The organism is Kyrpidia tusciae DSM 2912 (genome assembly GCF_000092905.1).
Classification (GTDB): Bacteria; Bacillota; Bacilli; order Kyrpidiales; family Kyrpidiaceae; genus Kyrpidia; species Kyrpidia tusciae.
In genome coordinates this window covers 2,359,414-2,374,164 of the sequence record NC_014098.1, presented here as the reverse complement: position 1 = coordinate 2,374,164, position 14,751 = coordinate 2,359,414, and the positions used below count along the sequence as shown (strand labels likewise).

Annotated in this window: 16 protein-coding genes and 1 pseudogene; all 17 read left to right on the top strand. The window is 59.1% G+C overall.

Annotated elements, in window-relative coordinates; all coding sequences use genetic code 11:
• The first annotated feature begins 23 nt into the window (after nt 1–23).
• On the top strand, nt 24–1,670 hold the full coding sequence (locus tag BTUS_RS11790; RefSeq protein WP_169307977.1) for an indolepyruvate oxidoreductase subunit beta family protein: 1,647 nt from the start codon (nt 24–26) through the stop codon (nt 1,668–1,670).
• Nucleotides 1,671–1,757: 87 nt separating this feature from the next.
• Entirely contained in the window at nt 1,758–2,132 is a 375-nt protein-coding gene (locus BTUS_RS16960; RefSeq protein WP_013076297.1) for a 2Fe-2S iron-sulfur cluster binding domain-containing protein, read from the top strand.
• A complete protein-coding gene (locus BTUS_RS11780) occupies nt 2,123–3,049 on the top strand; it encodes a VOC family protein (protein WP_013076296.1) in 927 nt (308 codons plus the stop codon). Before BTUS_RS16960 ends, BTUS_RS11780 begins: the two co-directional genes overlap by 10 nt.
• A gap of 52 nt (nt 3,050–3,101) precedes the next feature.
• On the top strand, nt 3,102–4,046 hold the full coding sequence (locus BTUS_RS11775; protein ID WP_013076295.1) for a VOC family protein: 945 nt from the start codon (nt 3,102–3,104) through the stop codon (nt 4,044–4,046).
• Nucleotides 4,047–4,126: 80 nt separating this feature from the next.
• Nucleotides 4,127–5,311 (top strand): acyl-CoA dehydrogenase family protein, encoded by a 1,185-nt coding sequence (locus tag BTUS_RS11770; RefSeq protein WP_013076294.1) that lies wholly within the window; start codon nt 4,127–4,129, stop codon nt 5,309–5,311.
• 69 nt (nt 5,312–5,380) lie between these two features.
• Entirely contained in the window at nt 5,381–5,704 is a 324-nt protein-coding gene (locus BTUS_RS11765) for a cupin domain-containing protein (RefSeq protein ID WP_013076293.1), read from the top strand.
• A gap of 180 nt (nt 5,705–5,884) precedes the next feature.
• Nucleotides 5,885–6,721, top strand: a complete 837-nt coding sequence (locus BTUS_RS11760; RefSeq protein ID WP_013076292.1) for an IclR family transcriptional regulator — start codon at nt 5,885–5,887, stop codon at nt 6,719–6,721.
• Nucleotides 6,722–6,731: 10 nt separating this feature from the next.
• A complete protein-coding gene (locus BTUS_RS11755) occupies nt 6,732–8,201 on the top strand; it encodes an aldehyde dehydrogenase family protein (protein ID WP_013076291.1) in 1,470 nt (489 codons plus the stop codon).
• A 47-nt stretch (nt 8,202–8,248) separates the two neighbouring features.
• The gene (locus BTUS_RS11750; RefSeq protein ID WP_052300618.1) at nt 8,249–8,728 is read left to right on the top strand and encodes a MaoC family dehydratase; all 480 of its coding nucleotides are present in this window, start codon (nt 8,249–8,251) and stop codon (nt 8,726–8,728) included.
• A 13-nt stretch (nt 8,729–8,741) separates the two neighbouring features.
• Nucleotides 8,742–9,545, top strand: a complete 804-nt coding sequence (locus tag BTUS_RS11745; RefSeq protein WP_041304227.1) for an enoyl-CoA hydratase/isomerase family protein — start codon at nt 8,742–8,744, stop codon at nt 9,543–9,545.
• 87 nt (nt 9,546–9,632) lie between these two features.
• Nucleotides 9,633–10,409 carry an enoyl-CoA hydratase/isomerase family protein gene (locus tag BTUS_RS11740; protein WP_013076288.1) on the top strand — a complete coding sequence of 259 codons (777 nt, stop codon included), beginning with the start codon at nt 9,633–9,635 and terminating at the stop codon, nt 10,407–10,409.
• A 59-nt stretch (nt 10,410–10,468) separates the two neighbouring features.
• Complete coding sequence (locus BTUS_RS11735) at nt 10,469–11,254, top strand: SDR family oxidoreductase (RefSeq protein WP_013076287.1); 786 nt, start codon at nt 10,469–10,471, stop codon at nt 11,252–11,254.
• 105 nt (nt 11,255–11,359) lie between these two features.
• Nucleotides 11,360–11,506: pseudogene (locus tag BTUS_RS11730) on the top strand (steroid 3-ketoacyl-CoA thiolase); the annotation flags it as partial.
• 170 nt (nt 11,507–11,676) lie between these two features.
• Entirely contained in the window at nt 11,677–12,522 is an 846-nt protein-coding gene (locus tag BTUS_RS11725) for an AAA family ATPase (protein WP_013076286.1), read from the top strand.
• Between the two features lie 42 nt (nt 12,523–12,564).
• Nucleotides 12,565–13,371 (top strand): VWA domain-containing protein, encoded by an 807-nt coding sequence (locus BTUS_RS11720; protein WP_169307976.1) that lies wholly within the window; start codon nt 12,565–12,567, stop codon nt 13,369–13,371.
• A gap of 81 nt (nt 13,372–13,452) precedes the next feature.
• Nucleotides 13,453–14,265, top strand: coding sequence for an FAD binding domain-containing protein (locus tag BTUS_RS11715; RefSeq protein WP_013076285.1), 813 nt, complete (start codon nt 13,453–13,455; stop codon nt 14,263–14,265).
• Nucleotides 14,262–14,750, top strand: a complete 489-nt coding sequence (locus BTUS_RS11710; RefSeq protein ID WP_013076284.1) for a (2Fe-2S)-binding protein — start codon at nt 14,262–14,264, stop codon at nt 14,748–14,750. The genes BTUS_RS11715 and BTUS_RS11710 overlap by 4 nt, the downstream gene beginning before the upstream one ends.
• Nucleotide 14,751: the final 1 nt, after the last annotated feature.

Below are 14,751 nucleotides of genomic sequence, written 5' to 3'. Positions count from 1 at the left end.
AAGGAGAAAAGGGGTTGTCATTCATGGGATCGCAGGATCAGGAACGCCCCGGATCAGGGTCTCAGCGCCGGGTTGTAAGAATTCTGATCGGAACGGTTGGAGGACAAGGCGGCGGGCTGCTCACGAATTGGTTGGTTCGCGGATTTTATTACGCGGGATGGTTTGCCCAAAGCATCGGCGTTCTCGGGCTGGCCCAACGATCGGGCACTGTGACCTATTACGTGGAAGCGACGCCTGGGCTGGAACGGCCGATGATTTCTGTGTATGCCCATCCCGGAGATGTGGATCTGGTGGTGGGGCAAGAGCTTTTGGAATTGGGCCGATTGCTCCGGGGGGGATTTGCGGCGCCGGGATGTACAATTATCGGAAACGTTTACAGATATTATACTACCTTGGAGAAAATGCCTGCAGGAGATGGAACCTATCCCGTCGAACAAATCATGACTACTGCGAAACAATTGACCGACGATGTGTATTTGCTGGATGCGGCGGGCACGGTTCGCGCCCTGGGGCTGCCGGAACTCACGAGCAACGCCCTGCTGCTGGGTATGATGGTCGCGTCGAGGAAGCTTCGGTTGGCGCCTGAACCGTTTCGGAGGGCCATTGAAGAAAGCGGCGTGGACACGGAGCGCAATCTCCGCAGCTTTGACGAGGGATACCGGTTGGTGAGTCAAGGAGGGGCAATCCTACCCCCTCCCGTTCGGAAGGAGCCTGTATCTTGGCGGGACAGGGCTGCGGAACTGGAGGCTCGGTTGACCAGCAGCGGGCAAGTTCAGGCCTATCGCCGGCTGCTCAGAGGCGCTGAAGAGACATTCGGTGGGTGGCTGATGCCGATCTTGGCTGAGGCGGTTTATCGCCTGTTGGATTATCAAGATGCGAGGTATGTGGACGAGTACATCGAACGGGTGCGAGGCATTTGGGAGGCGGAGCGTCGCGCTTTGCCCGGGGGGGAGGCGCGCGATTGGCCGGTGACTCGGTATTTTGCCCGTCATTTGGCCGTTTGGATGACCTATGAAGATGCGCCGCGGGTTGCCCAACTCAAAACCCGGCGCGAAAGGTTCAGAAAGATCAAGGAAAACTTTGGGATAAAGAAAGGGCAGAAGTTTGTGGTGACCGAATACCTCGATCCCGACGGCCCGCAACTGTACGGAATTCTTCCCGCGCGGTTGGTGCGGGCATTGATCGGAAAACAGGGTGAACGCTTCAAACGCCTGCAGAATGTGAAATTCCCGATGAGGTTAAAGAGCACATCGGTGACGGGATACGCCTTGCTCAAACTGATCGCCGGGTGCCGGGCATGGCGGCGGCGGTCGTATCGCCACCGGCAGGAGATGGAGATGATGGAGCGGTGGGAAGCGGCCGTGTACCGAGCGCTGCGGGAGTGGCCGTCGCTGGCGGAATTCGCAGCCCAAGCCGGGGATCTGGTCAAGGGCTATGCTCACGTGCGGGAGAGGGCCTTGCAGGACCTGTGGATGTACGTGGAGCGGATCCTGCCCCGGGTCGCGCGGCTGGATCAAGAAGGGGCGGCGGACGGCCGGGCCGTCGCTCAGTTTTCCCTGAAGATCGCCGGTCGCGAGGCCGGGAAAGGAGGTGAGGCGCTTTCCTACGTCGAGGATGTGGAAAAAGAAAGGCGGTCGGTGAGTGCTCGGGCCGTGTCGACCACCCGATGAAGCCGGTGGAGTCTTGGCACAAGAGGTGATCCGAGCCCGGCGGATCGGCTGATCACAGCTCGCAGCGGCCTGTGGGAGGGGGGCGTCATGAGAAAATACCGGATTCAGATCTTCGGGGAAGGGGACGATCATCCGCAGATCCTTGATTGCGAGGAAGGGGAGGTGATCACCGACGCGGCCGAGCGCGCGGGCATTCTCATTCGGGTGACGTGTGCAAACGGTGGCTGCGGAGCTTGTCGCGCCGAGGTCGTGGAAGGAATGGTGGGGTATACCGGGCCAGTTTCTCGGAAAAAACGGGTGGATCCGGCCACCGGAAACCTCAAGTACGAGTTGCTGTGCCGGGCCACGCCTTTAAGTGATGTGGTGGTGCGTCCGTTGAATGGTTGGAAGCAGAAAAAACAAAAGGTTTGGGCCGAGATTCGCCCGAACCCTATTTCAGGAGGGGGAACCACATGTCAGTGAACAGAGTGGCTCATGTGGGGTTGCATGTCACCGATTTGGAAGCGGCGGTCAACCATTACGCCAATGTGCTCGGCTTGGTGGTGTCCGACCGCCGGGAGGGGGAAGTGTACCTGCGGACGCCGGAGGATCAGGACCACCATGTCTTGATGCTCAAGGCGTCGGACAGCGCCGGGTTGGACCACGTGGGGCTGAAGGTGAATCGCCCGGAGGACGTCGAGGAGATTGAAAAACTCGTGGAACGGACGGGAACCCGGGCCGTGCGGGTGGCGGAGAACGAAGAGGCCGGCCAAGGTGAGGGCATTCGCTTCATCGTTCCCTCGGGGCAGACCTTTGAAGTGGTCTATCACATGGATAAACTCGGCTATCTCTCAGGCATGGAAAACCCGGACCCGGTGCCGGATGAATCCGCCTTTGGGCGGGCGCTGCTGTCCCGGCTGGACCATTTGCTGATTTCAACGGCAGATGCGGAAGAAAACAGCAAATTTTTTAGGGAGGTTTTGGACTTCGGCACCAGCGAGACGTTGAGGGATCCGTCGGGGAAATTGTTGGCCAGTTGGATGTATTGCACCAACACGATGCACGATGTGGCGATGTCGCCGGGCCCCAACGGGGGCTTGCACCACGTGGCTTTTTGGGTGGATAGCCGGGCCGATCTGGTGCGGGCTGTGAATCTCTTGAAAAAGAACGGCGTTCGAACCTTTGATTACGCCATGACCCGCCACGGTGTCAGCGGAGTGACGACGATTTATTTCCACGATCCCGCCGGCAATCGGAACGAGATTTTCCACGGCCCTTATTTCACCCCCGGGGCCCCGAACCGCGTTCAGGAGGTCGCGTGGGATATGGAGAATTTCCCGCGCGGGGTCTTCTACTACGAACGGGAAATGGACATGAAATTTTTTGAAGATTTGACCTAGTGGAACCCGGCCTTCGGATCGGGGGAGAGATTGGGCGGAGGTGGAAGAAGGGATGGGCGTCGAACATCGGGGTATCCTCAGAGTGGCCTACGTATGGATCGGCCTGAATGATTTGAAAAAGGCGAGTCGCTTTTATCGGGAAACGCTGGGGCTTGTGGAAACGGCCGGGGAACGGGAACGCGTGTACCTGCGCTGCTGGCACGAACCTTTTCACCACAGCCTGATCGTGGAGCAGACCGCGGAGAATCGGTTGGTCGAAATCGGTCTTGAGGTGCGCGATGGTCAGGATCTGGATGCGCTCCAAGGGAAATTGGCGGCTCGCGGCATTCCGGTGGAGAGAGCGGAGTCGGAGAGTGTCATCAAGGGCATCGGCAGGTCCATTTCGTTTCACATTCCCGGAGGGCACAGATTTCGAGTGTTTGATTCCATGGAAGAGGTGGGGTATGTCACGGGGTATGCCTCCCCCGACTGGAATGTTCCCAGGGCACTTCGGGGCACTCCTGCTCCTTTATTCCTGGGACATGTGGGCATTACCTCTCCCCACCCGGAGGAAACCATTCGGTTCCTTCAAGAGGTACTCGAGTTTCAGATCTCCGAATGGATCAAAGCCGGGGACAACGGTTCGCCGATGTCGGCCCTGTTGTTCCGCACGACCAACGGCCAAGACATTGCGGTTTTCCCGGGGAAAGAGGCCGGGTTGCACCACATCGCTTTTGTAAAATTGGATGAAACAGATATCCTGAACGACTCCACATTTCTCGTGGAGGACGGCGTGAAGATTGATTTGTACGGGCTCACGCTGCAGTCTTACGGGAAAACGTATTCCCTGTACCTGTACGATCCGTTCGGCGTGAGGCTGGAATTGTTCTCCGGCGGACGATTCAGTGAATTGCATCCCGAGTATCAGCCCGTGGTGTGGACGGAATCGCAATTGAAAAAGGCATTGTCGTATTATGATAACTTCTTGAATGAGGACTTTCTAAAAGCCAGTTTATGAGGCGCGCTGATCGTTCGTCGGCGATGCCCCCGGTCTGAGGGATGAGCTGAGAGAAACGACGGGAAGAAGGAGAGATGAACATGGTAACGCAGCAAGTTGATCTTGCCAGTCTGCTCGCCAAGGCGGAACGAGTGGGCAAAATAGCCGAAGCCGAAGCATATGAAGCGGATCGAAACGCTAGGTTTTCCGGCAAGGTGGCCCAGGCCATTGAAGAAGCCGAGTTGCACAAGCTGTTGCGCCCTAAACGATACGGTGGCTTTTCCGTAACTCCGCGGACCTTCGCAAAGGTCATTCGGACGGTGGGGCGGTACAATATCGCTGCGGGTTGGCTTGTGTACTTCTACCCCGTTCACGAAGTTTGGGTGGCCCACCTTCCTCCCGAGGGGCGAGAAGAGATTTTTAACAAAGGAGGATTCGTGGCTGACGTGGTAGCACCCGTAGGACGGGTGGAGCGAGACGGTGATGGCTACCGCCTGTATGGTCAATGGGACTTTGCCAGCGGAATTCTGTGGGCTGATTGGATCGGACTCGGGGCACCGGTACAGCTGCCGGATGGGGAAGGTCCGGAGCCTTGTCTTTTGGCGGTGCCGACGTCGGAACTCAAAGTGGTGGAGAACTGGAATACTTTAGGCCTCCGGGCGAGTGCTAGCAACAGAGTGGTTGCGGACGGGGTATGGGTTCCCCTTTGGCGCGTCCTGCCTCTGAGGATCAAGATTACCGGGAAGCCGTTGGGGGGAGAGGTGGACGAAGATGAGCCGATCTATCGAGTACCATTCATGCCCCTTTTTGCATCAGGCTTCCCTGTGCTGGCTTTGGCCGGAGCAGAGCGGCTGGTGGACATCTTCCAGGAGCGCACTGAGAAGCGGGCTCGGCCTTATGAGAAGATGGCCAGGGAAAAGGAGAAACCGGTGAGCCACCGACTTCTGGGTGAACTCCGGGTCAAACTGGAGACGTTAGAAGCTCTTGTTGATCGCTATATCGATCAACTTGAGTTATGGGTCAAGGAAGGGAAAACCGTGGTGAGTGACCAAGAGGGGGGCCGCATGTTTGCCTGGCGAGCGCAAGCGGCTGAGCTGGCGGGGGATATTGCCCACCGGGTGCTCGTTGCCCTGGGAGGGAATGCTCACTTCAAAGGAGATCCCGTGGAACTCTTTGCGCGGGACCTGTTGACGCTTGAATCCCATGCTTCTCATCTATATGAGGATGCTATGACTTGGTATGGGGGAACGATGTACGGCCTGCCTGCCCATCCAGTCTGGAGTTGATCTCCGATTGCCTGGATCCATGAAATATAAAAATACTGCTTTTCTTGAGAGAGGGAGTGGAACTGGCTGATGGCTTTTTACACGATCGATTCCCTTCCAAAGAGAGAGACAGCACCAGGAAGGCTCAATCCGGTACTGCAGGGGCAGTATATGACTGCTGTGACCATGAGGCCGACACCCGCCGCCAAAGTGCCGGTCCATTCCCACGCGGAGGAAACCATTGGCGTTGTCATCGAGGGGTATGTCGACCTCGAAATTGATGGCGAAGCCAAGAGGGTGTCAAAAGGGGAATTCTATCACATTCCTCCGGGGACGCCTCATAGCGCCAACGGGGGAGAGGGGCTTGTGGTGGAATTTTTCGGTCCACCCAGGGCGGATCTGACGCAGTCGTAAAGGTTTTGAAGTTGACGTTTTGAGAGAAGCTGGTCGGCGGCTTGGGGTGCATTTCTGGAACGGTGCGGGCACCGTGTCATGGAATCGCTCGCACCGCCCCGGAGGTCCTGTCCCAAGCCGAGCCATTACGTGTACAATGAATGGGGTAAGCGGTAGGCAACCGCGTCGGAGGTGGGATCCGTGAAGGGTTTTTCCGAAAGCGGCAATCATGTGGTTCCGGCCTTGATCAAAACGATCCGAATCATGGAGCATTTTACCGGCTCGGAAAAATACGGCTGGACTGTCGGGGAGTTGTCCGATGCGTTGCACATTCCGAAATCATCGGTGTACCGCATCCTCAACACACTGGAAACCGTGGGGATATTGGAGAAAGAGGAGGGGGGAAACCGCTATTATCTCGGTCCGACGCTGGCCCGTTGGGCGGAGAACTATGTTCCACACAGTCGGTACCGGGAATTGATTCGCCCCTATCTCGAACAACTGAACCGTGCCACCAAAGAAGCGGTTCAACTTGCGGCCATGGAAGGGAATCGGGCTGTGATCATCGATAAAATGGACAGTGCCTACCTCGTTCGTGCGGTCGCCTGGATCGGGCGCCGCTCCCCATTGCATTGTTCGTCTTTGGGGAAGGCTTTGCTGTCTATGGCTCCGCAGCCTTTTATCGATGAATATCTATCCGCCCGGTTGGAGAAGATTACTCCCCTTTCGGTGACCGATCCAAAAGCCATTGCCGACATGATTCAGGAAGTTCGAGAGAAAGGGTATGCCATGGACAAAGGGGAGTTGGAAGAGGGGCTGTGGTGTATTGGCGTGCCCGTATGGCTGGACGAGACGGTGTCTTTGGCGATCAGCGTGAGCGGGCCCGCCCAGCGCATGGCGAAAAAACGCGATTACGTGATTCAATTGTTGCGTGAGGTTCAGAAGGAAATCACCAAAGCTTTTCGAGAACAACGGGGCGCGGCTAGCGAGAAGGCGGATAAGAGTTGGAGATTGATTCGAGGCCAAACCGGGGGTTGAGGGGGCAATCATGAACGTGCTGCGGATTGAGGATATTTCCTTCCCCAAACAGTTGTTTATCGACGGCGGTTTTGTGGATTCGGCCGGCGGGGAGACATTTCCGGTGGTGTACCCGGCAACCGGTGAGGAGATCTGCCGCGTGCCGTGGGCTCGGCAAGGGGACGTCGACCGGGCGGTTCGAGCGGCGAGGAGGGTGGTGGATGAGGGTCGCTGGGCGGGCATGAATCCACATGATCGAGAGCGGCTACTCCATCGTGTGGCGGACCTGATCGAGGCTCACGCGGACACATTGGCGCTTTTGGAGACGTACGACACCGGCAAGCCGATTCGAGACGCGCAGGCTGTGGATATCCCATTGACCATTCAATGTTTCCGGTATTACGCAGGTTGGCCTTCAAAGCTGAAAGGAGAGACCATCCCTGTCCGCGGGCGCTTTTTGACGTATACAATGAGGGAACCCGTCGGGGTGGTCGGGCAGATCGTGCCGTGGAATTTTCCATTGTATATGGCCGCGATTAAGGTGGCCCCCGCGTTGGCGACGGGCAATGCCGTGGTCTTGAAACCCGCCGAGGAAACTCCGTTGTCGGCGCTGTATTTGGCCCAATTGATGGCGGAGGCCGGCGTCCCTGAAGGGGTATTCAACGTCGTGACCGGCGACGGGGAAACCACCGGGGCGGCTTTGGTGGCCCACCCGGGCGTCGATAAAATCGCTTTTACCGGATCCACCGCGGTGGGGCAACAGATCATGAGGCAGGCGGCCACGCACATTAAACGCGTGAGTTTGGAGTTGGGGGGCAAGTCGCCGCACATCGTTTTTTCCGACGCCGATCTTCCTGCGGCGGTGAAGGGGATTGTGAGCGGGATCTTTTATAACCAAGGTGAAGTGTGTCTGGCGGGTTCGCGGATTTTTGTGCAAAAGCCGGTGTATGAAGAGGTTTTGGAACAGCTCTCGACGGCTGCGCGAAAGGTCACGATCGGAGATCCCTTTGATTCGGGGACAACGTTTGGCGCACTGATCTCCGAGGAACATCGGCAGCGGGTTCAACACTATGTGGGCGTCGGCATCCGTGAAGGGGCGAGGGTGATCGAGGGAGGCCGCATTCCAGAGAAGCATTCCAAAGGATATTTCTATGAGCCGACCGTTCTCGTCGGCGAAGACAATCAGATGACGGTGGCCCAGGAAGAGATCTTCGGACCGGTGGCTCTTGTTCTTCCCTTTGAGACCACGGAAGAGGTCATCCGTTCGGCGAATGCGACAAAATACGGATTGGCTGCGGGTCTTTGGACGCAGAATGTGTCGCGTGCGCACAATGTGGCCAAGGCGCTCAAGGCGGGCACGGTCTGGATTAACGCCTATAACCTGTTGGATGCCGCCGCGCCGTTCGGTGGCTACAAGATGAGCGGTTTCGGCCGGGAATTGGGGGAAGAAGCGTTGGATCTCTATACGGAACTCAAAACCGTGTGGACTTCTCTGCGTTGAACATGTCAAGATCGGACGGAATGATGGGATGGAAAGGGGACCGCAGGGTGCGCGGGTTATTCTGGGAGGACTACACGGATCAGTGGAAGATGGAGACGGCACAGAGGACTCTGACAGAATGGGATGTCCTGCAATTCGTGACGGCCTGCGGGATGACGGAGTCTTTGTTTCTTGATGAAGAATATATCCGCAACCAGACCCCTTTTCGCAGGCGGATTGCACCGGGAGCCCTGATCTTCAGTTATGCGGAAGGGTTGGTGATGCAGTCGGGAATTCTTGAAGGAACGGGGATTGCGTACTTGGCCGGTGAGATGGACATCAAGCGTCCTTTGTTTGTGGGCGACGGGATGAGGGTGCGACTCACCTTGGTGGAAAAACGGGAGACTTCCAATCCGGAGCGAGGGATTGTGGTCACCGAGAATGCCGTGTTCAACCATCGTGGAGAGCTGGTTCTGCGGTATTGGCCGAGGCGCCTGATACGCAGGCGGGCGGCGGGGGATGCGGACGAGATATCCCAAGATTCATGAGGAGGGACGGAGGGTGTATGAATCGTATGAAACGTTGACGTTTGAAAGGCGCGGGACCATTCTCACCGTGCGTCTGACGAATCCCGGGTCTCGCAATTCGGTCAATCAAAAGATGCATGAGGAATTGAGCCGGGTTTTCGTGGATATCTCCAGAGATCGGGAAACCCGCATTGTGGTTTTGCGGGGAGCGGAAGAGGGACGGGCGTTTTGTGCGGGGGGTGATCTGCACTGGCTTGAAACAGAAGCGCGCACGCCGGAAGGATATGCGGAGATCCTTCGCCAAGGCGTGGAAATCGTTCGGTCGATGACAGCCCTGCCGCAACCCATCATCGCCATGGTGGATGGCCCCGCCATTGGGTTGGGAGCCACGATTGCGCTGTTTGCAGATATCTGCCTCATGGCGGAGGATGCGCGAATCGCCGATCCGCATGTGGGTGTCGGTGTGGTTGCCGGAGACGGCGGGGCGGTGATTTGGCCGTTGTTGGTGGGGCCCAATCGGGCGAAAGAGTTCTTGATGACCGGAGAGGCGCTCACCGGGGCGGAGGCGGCGGAGATGGGGTTGGTCAATCATGCGTACTCCCGGGAACAGTTGGAGCAGGAAACGTACCGGCTGGCGGAGCGCTTGGCCACGGGCCCGCGGCTGGCCATTGAATTGACCAAACGGTCGGTAAATCTCTTTGTGTCCCAAGTCATGAACACCGTTTTGACCGCCTCCTTGGCTATGGAAGGGATCACGTTCCAAACGGCCGACCATCGTGAAGCCGTGCGGGCGTTTTTTGCGAAAGAGCCTCCGAAGTTTGGAAAAGGACAAGAATGAGGACCCGAAGGGACGAGGTGACACTTTCCTGACCGCTGAAAAGGTCGGATTCGAGATCGGTCTGGGGCTGATTGGAGGGAATGGGTTTTGAAAACGATTGTATGGGAAGTGAATCAGGGGATCGGCCGGCTGACCTTGAATCGCCCTGAGGTCCGCAATGCGCTCAACGGAGAGATGTTCGAAGAAATCCAGCAAGTCTTGGCGGAGGCGCGAGAGCGCGACGAGGTTCGGGTTTTGGTGTTAACCGGTGCAGGGCCGGTGTTTTGTGCGGGAGGGGATTTGCGAGAGATTCAAGGGCTGGGGCCGCTCGGAACCCGTCGGCTTCTGAATGAAAAAGTGAGACCGTTGATCCAGTCGCTCATGCTCTTAGACAAACCGGTGATCGCGTCGCTCAACGGGCCGGTGGCGGGGGCGGGGATCGGAGTCGTTCTCGCCTGCGATTTGGTGCTGGCGAGTCAGGATGCCTCTTTCATCCCGGCGTTCGGCAAGATCGGGGCGATGCCCGACGCCGCCATGATCTATTTTCTCGTGCAGCACATTGGGCCGAAGCGGATCAAAGAACTGATTTTCCGGGGGGAACCGCTGAGTGCCGATCAGGCCTATTCATGGGGAGTCTATAATCGCGTGGTGGACCGGGCCATGCTGGAAGGCTTGACGGCCGAGTGGGCGGAAGAATTGGCCACGGGTCCAACCCTGGCGATGGGTCTGGCTAAACGGGCCGTTAGAGATGCCCTGCGGATGCCGTTTGACGCGTTCATGGATTTGGAATCGGCTTCCCAATCGCTGCTGCATGTCTCCTTCGACCATCGGGAGGGGATCGCGGCCTTTCTCGAAAAACGGCGGCCGGAGTTCCAGGGAACCTGAACGGATAAGACAACGATACACCACTGCGTGTACAGTGAGGGCGGGAGGCGAGAGAAAACATGGACTTGCAACTGCAGGGGAAAGTGGTGCTGGTAACGGGAGCGAGCCGGGGGATGGGCGCGGCGACGGCGTTGGAATTTGCTCGGGAGGGGGCCCGGGTGGTTCTTTGCGCCCGTCGGGACGAGGCCCTGAAACAAACGGCGGAAAACATCAGGCGGCAGACAGGGCAAGAGGTGTTCCCCATTGTCGCGGATATTACCCATGCCGATCAGATGCAATCCGTGGCGAAGGTTGTGAAAGAACGTTTCGGGCGAGTGGACGCGGCTTTTGTCAACGGGGGAGCGCCGGATGCCGGGAGCTTCCTCCAACTTCAAGGCGCACAATGGGATGCGGGCTATCAGACCATTGTCAAAGGCCCCGTCCACGTCGTTCAGGCGATTCTTCCCCTGATGTCCACCGGGTCAAGCTTGGTGATCAATACGTCGAATTTTGTAAAACAGATCTCCACGACCTACACCTTGGCGACAAGCCTTCGGATGGCTGTGGTCGGTTTGATGAAGACCTTGGCGGATGAACTCGGCCCCAAGGGGATACGCGTGAATGCAATCGCCCCCGGGGTGACCAATACAGAAATCATCAAGACTTGGCTGGATGCGGAAGCCCAGCGTCTGGGCAAAACCGCCGGAGAGGTCGAAAAGCAGTACGCTGCTTCAATCCCGCTCGGCCGCTTCGCAGAGCCTTCGGAAATCGCGCGGGTGGCCGTGTTTCTGGCCTCCCCGGCCGCGTCGTTCGTGCACGGGGCGCTGTGGGTGGTCGATGGAGGAGAAGTCCGGTTTTCCATGTGAGGGATGGGGGGATGCGCGTGCGGGAAGCGGTGATTCTTGACGCGGTGCGAACACCGATCGGGCGAAGAAGGGGTGTTTTTCAGGAGGTTCATCCTGTTGACCTCTTCTCTGGGCCATCCGGTGGGTGCAACGGGAGCACGCCTGATCGCAACTTTGCTGCACGAACTGGAAAGGATGGAGCGAACGTACGGCCTTGTTGCGATTTGCGAAGGGGCGGGCATGGCCAATGCCACCGTCATTGAGCGGTTGTGATGCGGACATGTGCTCCCCGGGGCTTGCATGTGCGACAGCAGGAATCGGAAGGCGATGTGTCGAATTGAATGTAAGCATCGGGAAAATTGCCTTAGAATCCATCGCGATGCGGCGATTGGGGTGGATCGGGTATTTCGCCATCTAAAGGGTCGAAACGGGGAGTGACCGCGTTGTCGCCGAAGGATCGGTCGCCGGGGGACTGGATGCGGATGTTGGAGCAGGCGGGATATGTGGCCGACGAAAGTCTGGCCGGCATGGTGAGGCTGGCGGTTGCTCTTGAGCGCCCCCTTTTGTTGGAAGGCCCCGCGGGTTCCGGGAAAACGTCCCTGGCAGACGCCGTTGCCCGGGCCTTACAAAAACCGTTGGTCCGGCTGCAGTGTTTCGAAGGATTAGATGCCAGCCAGGCGCTGTACGACTGGAATTATCACAAGCAGATGGTCGATCTCGCCCGCGGGGATGCGCAGAACGTGTTCACCGAGGCGTATCTGTTGGAGCGCCCGTTGATGCGGGCCTTGCGGAGTTCGGGCGGCTGCGTGTTATTGATCGATGAAGTGGATCGGGCGGATGAGGGATTTGAGGCGCTGTTGCTCGAGGTTCTTGCCGACTACCGGATCACCGTGCCGGAATGGGGCACGGTGACCGCCCGGGAGCCCCCGGTTGTCTTCCTGACCTCGAACCGAACCCGGCCCCTCAGCGACGCGTTGCGGCGACGGTCACTCTACACCTATGTCGACTGGCCGGACCCTGAGCGGGAGTGCGCCATCGTCCGCAAACAAATCCCCGGATTAGAGGACGAAGCAGTCAGGAGAATCGTGCGCGCGGTGCAGATGCTGCGGGGCTGGGATCTCCTCAAACCGCCGGGGGTGGCCGAGACGCTGGACTGGGCCCGGGCCTTCGAGTTGGACGGCCGATGGAGCGAGGCGTGGATTCACCGGACGATCGGTTGCGTGATCAAAGAATTTCTGGATATCCAGGCGGTTACCTCACGCATTCCGGAACTTCTGGATGGGACTTGACTGACTAAGGCAATGGAGGTCGGGGGGGAGAGGAACAGCCGGGTGGAGCCGCAGATGGACCGCCCGCAGGCCCGGGGAACGTCCGGGGGTGATCTTGCTGAACGAGGGCGAACCGCGGGTTCCGGGCCCGGAAGGGGGGCTCCAAAGACCGTTCTTGCGCCGCCGGCGTGGGTTCGCCGGGTTGGCCGGCGTTTCTCCATGGCACCGCATGTGGTGAGCCGCAGGCGATGGCTGTCGCACGGCGGTGCGGGGGTGGATGTGCGGTCCACAGCCCGGCTTTGGGCCCGGCGGGGCGGGCCGGTTCCAAAGTTTGTGCCGAGGGTTACCAACCGGCGCCCGGGCCGTCTTGCGGTGCTCTGGGATGTGTCCGGTTCGATGGAGGAGTATGTCGATCTCTATCTGCCGTGGCTTTATCAATTGGTCCATCGGTTGCCGCAAGTGGGGGTATTTCTCTTTGCCGCGGAGTTGGTCGAGGTAACGGACCTGTTGCGCGGGCCCTACGGCCCCGCCCTGGCCGAGTTGGCGCGGTTCAGCCGGGTTTGGTCCGGCGGGACCCGCATTGGAGAGGCGCTGGGCGACTGGCTGCAGCGATTTGGATCCCGGTGGGTCGGGGGCGGGCGAACAACGCTTCTGATCATCAGCGACGGGTGGGATGCCGGGGATCCTCAGATGCTCGCAAAAGCGCTGCGGATGTTGTACAGCGAGGGAGTGCGCATCGCGTGGATGAATCCGCTGATGGCGACGCCGGGGTTTGCCCCGAAAACCCGGGCGTTGCGGGCGGCACAACCCTACGTGACCGTGATGGTGTCGGGCCATTCTCCGAAGGCGCTTTTGGAACTTTCACGGTAAAATCTGTTTATGGCATCGAGAATGGCGGCATCGGCGGTCGACGGCGGCGGCCGCCGAACGACAGTGCAGGGGGGATGTGGATTGAAACCCGCGGCTTTCGAGTATTACCGGCCCAAGGATTTGGAAGACGCGCTGCGGTTTCTGCGCGATGTGCCCGGGAGCAAGGTCATCGCCGGCGGGCAAAGTCTGATCCCGTTGATGAATTTCCGGCTGAGTCGGCCGTCGGCCTTGGTCGACCTGAATGCGATGGACGAGTTGAGGGAGGTCCGGCTGGTGGACGGCGCTCTGCGCATCGGCGGCATGGTGCGCCACGAGGAACTGCGCCGGAATCCCTTGATTTGCACCCATTTGCCGATTCTTGCCGAGGCGGCGGGTCACATCGGCCATTGGGCCATCCGCACCCGAGGGACCCTGGGCGGGTCCCTGGCTCACGCGGACCCGGCCGCGGAACTGCCGGCGGCGGTAACCGCGTTGGGAGGCGTGATTGAGCTGGCCAATGCGGACGGGATCAGGAGGGTTTCTGCCGAAGACTTCTTTCTGGGGTACCTGATGACAGATCTGCAGTCGGACGAGATTCTCACCGCGGTGGAGATCCCCTTGAGCGAAGGCATCTCTTGGGGTTTTCACGAATTTGCCCGGCGGTCGGGGGATTTTGCCCTGGCCGGAGCGTTTGTCGAATGGCGCGGGGGCGACGCCGGGGCGGTCACTTGGTTCGGGATCGGCGGGCGGCCGGAACGACACGAGGTGGTCTTTGACAAGGATGAGGCCGCTCGCCGTGCGATGTGGGAGAAAACGGTACTGCAGGCGGATGTGGAGGATAACTATCGCAGACGACTGGGGGTATTGGCGGCGGAAACGGCCTACCGGCGTGCGTTGGGGAGGGATGGAGCGTGAGTGCTGAACAGATCCGAAAAGTCGCGATTACCCTTCGCGTAAACGGTCAGACGTACGATGTGGATGTGGAGCCGCGCTGGCTGTTGTCCGACGTCCTGCGACACCGTCTCGGTCTGACGGGTACCCATGTCGGTTGTGAACAGGGGGTTTGTGGCGCATGCACCGTGTTGGTGGACGGACGGCCTGAGCGCAGTTGTCTCATGTTTGCCGTCCAGGCCGCAGGGCGCGAGATCACCACGGTGGAAGGGTTGACTCCGGCTGAAGGATTGAGCCCGGTCCAGGCGGCGCTGCAGGCCCATCACGGGTTGCAGTGCGGCTTCTGCACCCCGGGCATGATCGTCGCCGTGGAAGCTTTGCTGCGGGAAAATCCCCATCCTACCGAGGAGCAGGTGCGGGAAGCGCTCTCCGGAAACCTCTGCAGATGTACGGGTTACCAGTTTATCGTCGACGCTGTGTTGGACGTTGCGGAGAAAGGGGGACGGTGAG

Bases quoted from the DNA above. Each gene is read 5' to 3' on its own strand.
- BTUS_RS11790 (WP_169307977.1), top strand. From the start codon at position 24: ATGGGATCGCAGGATCAGGAACGCCCCGGATCAGGGTCTCAGCGCCGG.
- BTUS_RS16960 (WP_013076297.1), top strand. From the start codon at position 1,758: ATGAGAAAATACCGGATTCAGATCTTCGGGGAAGGGGACGATCATCCG.
- BTUS_RS11780 (WP_013076296.1), top strand. From the start codon at position 2,123: ATGTCAGTGAACAGAGTGGCTCATGTGGGGTTGCATGTCACCGATTTG.
- BTUS_RS11775 (WP_013076295.1), top strand. From the start codon at position 3,102: ATGGGCGTCGAACATCGGGGTATCCTCAGAGTGGCCTACGTATGGATC.
- BTUS_RS11770 (WP_013076294.1), top strand. From the start codon at position 4,127: ATGGTAACGCAGCAAGTTGATCTTGCCAGTCTGCTCGCCAAGGCGGAA.
- BTUS_RS11765 (WP_013076293.1), top strand. From the start codon at position 5,381: ATGGCTTTTTACACGATCGATTCCCTTCCAAAGAGAGAGACAGCACCA.
- BTUS_RS11755 (WP_013076291.1), top strand. From the start codon at position 6,732: ATGAACGTGCTGCGGATTGAGGATATTTCCTTCCCCAAACAGTTGTTT.
- BTUS_RS11735 (WP_013076287.1), top strand. From the start codon at position 10,469: ATGGACTTGCAACTGCAGGGGAAAGTGGTGCTGGTAACGGGAGCGAGC.